The organism is Flavobacterium sp. UBA4854, assembly GCF_002399805.1.
GTDB classification, from domain to species: domain Bacteria; phylum Bacteroidota; class Bacteroidia; order Flavobacteriales; family Flavobacteriaceae; genus Flavobacterium; species Flavobacterium ginsengisoli.
In genome coordinates, this window is the sequence record NZ_DHEI01000037.1 from 1 (window position 1) to 2659 (window position 2659).

Annotated in this window: 2 protein-coding genes; both read right to left on the bottom strand. The window is 33.6% G+C overall.

Annotated features, from left to right (window positions below; genetic code table 11):
• Positions 1-1884: energy transducer TonB (locus B3J44_RS04930; protein WP_286966230.1), on the bottom strand; the 1884-nt coding region annotated here is incomplete at its 3' end.
• Positions 1885-1903: 19 nt separating this feature from the next.
• On the bottom strand, positions 1904-2647 hold the full coding sequence (gene deoC, locus B3J44_RS04935) for a deoxyribose-phosphate aldolase (RefSeq protein ID WP_286966290.1): 744 nt from the start codon (positions 2645-2647) through the stop codon (positions 1904-1906).
• Between the last annotated feature and the right edge of the window lie 12 nt (positions 2648-2659).

Here is a 2659-nt window from a genome sequence, read left to right on the forward strand (position 1 = left end):
ATCGTAGCTTTTATAAATATTACCTCCATAATTATAAGAGTCTTCTGCTGTATCAAAGTCCAAACCTCTTGTTCCAACTGTTAGTTTCGCGTCTGCAAGCCAACGACCTTTATGATATCTTGCAATCGCTACAAGCTCTTTAAAATTTCCTCCCCATTGGTGTCCCACACTCTGATTGTTATGCCCGTAATTTGTAATAACAGCACTATGCGAGTATACATAAGGACGTACGCGATTCAACTCAACCTGCAATAACAAATCTTTTACGTTAAATGCATTGAAATATTTTGCTCCCAGCTGAAATCCGAATTTATTTTTCCAGCTTTGATCTCCTGCCCCAACATCAGAAACAGAAAATTCATCGATCAAGAATTGCGAATATAAATTTACACTATTATTCCATTTGTATTTACCTGTTATTCCTAAAAGTGCGTTTCCACTTCTAGATGAAGATCCAAACTCTACTGCTCTGTAAAAAATAATTGGGTTAACAAAATTAACATCAAACCCTCTGTTATTTGAGTTTGTCCAAACTACAGATTCAAAAAAACCTAAATTTACTCTATTAGAAACATTCCAGCTCAAATAATGATTAGCCATAAATTTGGTTGCATAAGTTTTTTCATCTGTTACTTCTGGACGAACATCTTTCATCCACATATAAGTATTGGTGTATTTAATTTTCCAGAATTTGGTATTCATTTTAAAATACGGATATGGGCTTGCTCCGTCACTTTCCAATAAAGAACGGTAACCGTCTCCTATAAAATTTCGTCCATATCCTAATTGGAAATCAAAAATTTTACCTGGCGCAAAAGTAATATTCGCTTCCGCTAAAGGAAAATCGTAGGCATCTGTTTTAAATCTTTTTGCAATTCCAATTCCTGGAATTATCGCTGGATTTCCTCCAGAAGGTTTGATAGATTCTGCGTAATCATTAAAATAACCGGCAAATCTTCCTTGGCTTTCAAAAAATGTAGTCGTAAAGTTAATTTGTTTTCCTAAACCTCCTCTAAAGTTTAATGCTCTAGTATTTACATAAGTGTAAGATGCATCAAGATCTGAAGCTTTTCCCATTTGCAAGTCTACAATAGGATTTAAAGTAAACCAATAATCTTCTCCCTGAATCTGCACTAAATTTTCATTCCACCATTTTCTTCCCAGCCAAGTTGAAGTTTTTTTCTGCAATGACTCATTAACTGCTCTTAAATTATAGTACTTTGAAACCTCAGCATATGTGTAAGGTTTAGATGCGGTATGATTATTACTTCCTACCTGATTCATTTCCGCATCAAATTGTGAATAATAACTATGGGAAAATGGAATATTTAAATGACTATCAAACTCTGGATTGCGGTACTTTTTATACACAATACTATCCAATTCTGTCATTGGTTTTTCTACCTGTTTTTCAATTTCTGCTGCTGCCAAAGCTTCTGCCTCAAGCTGCGCTGAACTTTTTAGAGGAATATCAATAGAAATAGTGTATTTAGAATAAGTTGGTTTTCCGTTATAAGTTGATGGCTTAATTTTTGGAAATGCGCCAAATACTCTTTTTGCCTCTTCTGACAATTCTTCTGTTTCGGTAGAAACATAAATCACTTTAAATTCTCCTTCTGCATTTACTTCAAAAAGTAATTTTACTGTTCCTTTATAATTATTTTCTTTTAATTTTTGAGGAACTTGAAAATTGTTGAATACAAAATCTTGAACCTCTTTATAGAAACAATTTTCTAATTTTTTAGCTTCTAAATTTTCGCAACTAGGAAAAACTGGAAATTTCTCTGCAGAGAAACCAGGCTGAACTGAAGAATTACTATTTTGCTGAGCAGAAACAATAAAGAACGTAGAAATTAAAACAAGGGACAAAAAAAACTTATTCACTTAAAATTTGGGTATTTATTTAATATTGATTTGGGGAAATTTCTCCGTTTGAAATTGCTTTTGCGGCCGAAGTGCCAATACGTTTTACTCCTAAACGAATCATTTCTGCGGCTTCTTCAAATGAACGAACTCCGCCTGCTGCTTTTACTGAAAGTGGCGAGGCATTTTCGAGCATCATTATTATTGCTGGAACGGTTGCTCCATTTGGCAAATTATTATCTGTTTTATAAAATCCTGTTGAGGATTTCACAAAAACAGCATCAAAATCATCTTCTTTAAAATTTGATACTACAACATGTTTTATTAAGGCAGATAACTGAATAATTTCTTTATCTGTTAGGGCGGCAATTTCGATAATCCATTTTACTGTTTTATCATTTGCCAATCCGATCTGTGTTCCAATTAAGACTTCTTTTTTTACCAGATCAAGATCACCGTTCTTAAACGCTTCATAGTTACAAACAAAATCTAAATCATCTGCTCCATTTTCAATGGCCTCGTTTGCTTCCTTAATTTTGGTCTCCAGATTTGATTTTCCTTCTGGAAAATCAATCACTGTACCAACTAACAAAACAGAATTGGCCTCTATGATCATTTTTTTTGCCAGAGAAACATATTCTGGTCGAATCATAATCAACTTAAAACCTTCTTGAATTGCTTCGGCAATTGCATTTTTAACTACAATAGTATTTTCCGCTTCCGAAAGACCAGCTTGCGATGCAGTTTTTAAATACGTTGAGTCTAAATATTGCTTTACGTTCATTTTGATTGAAGT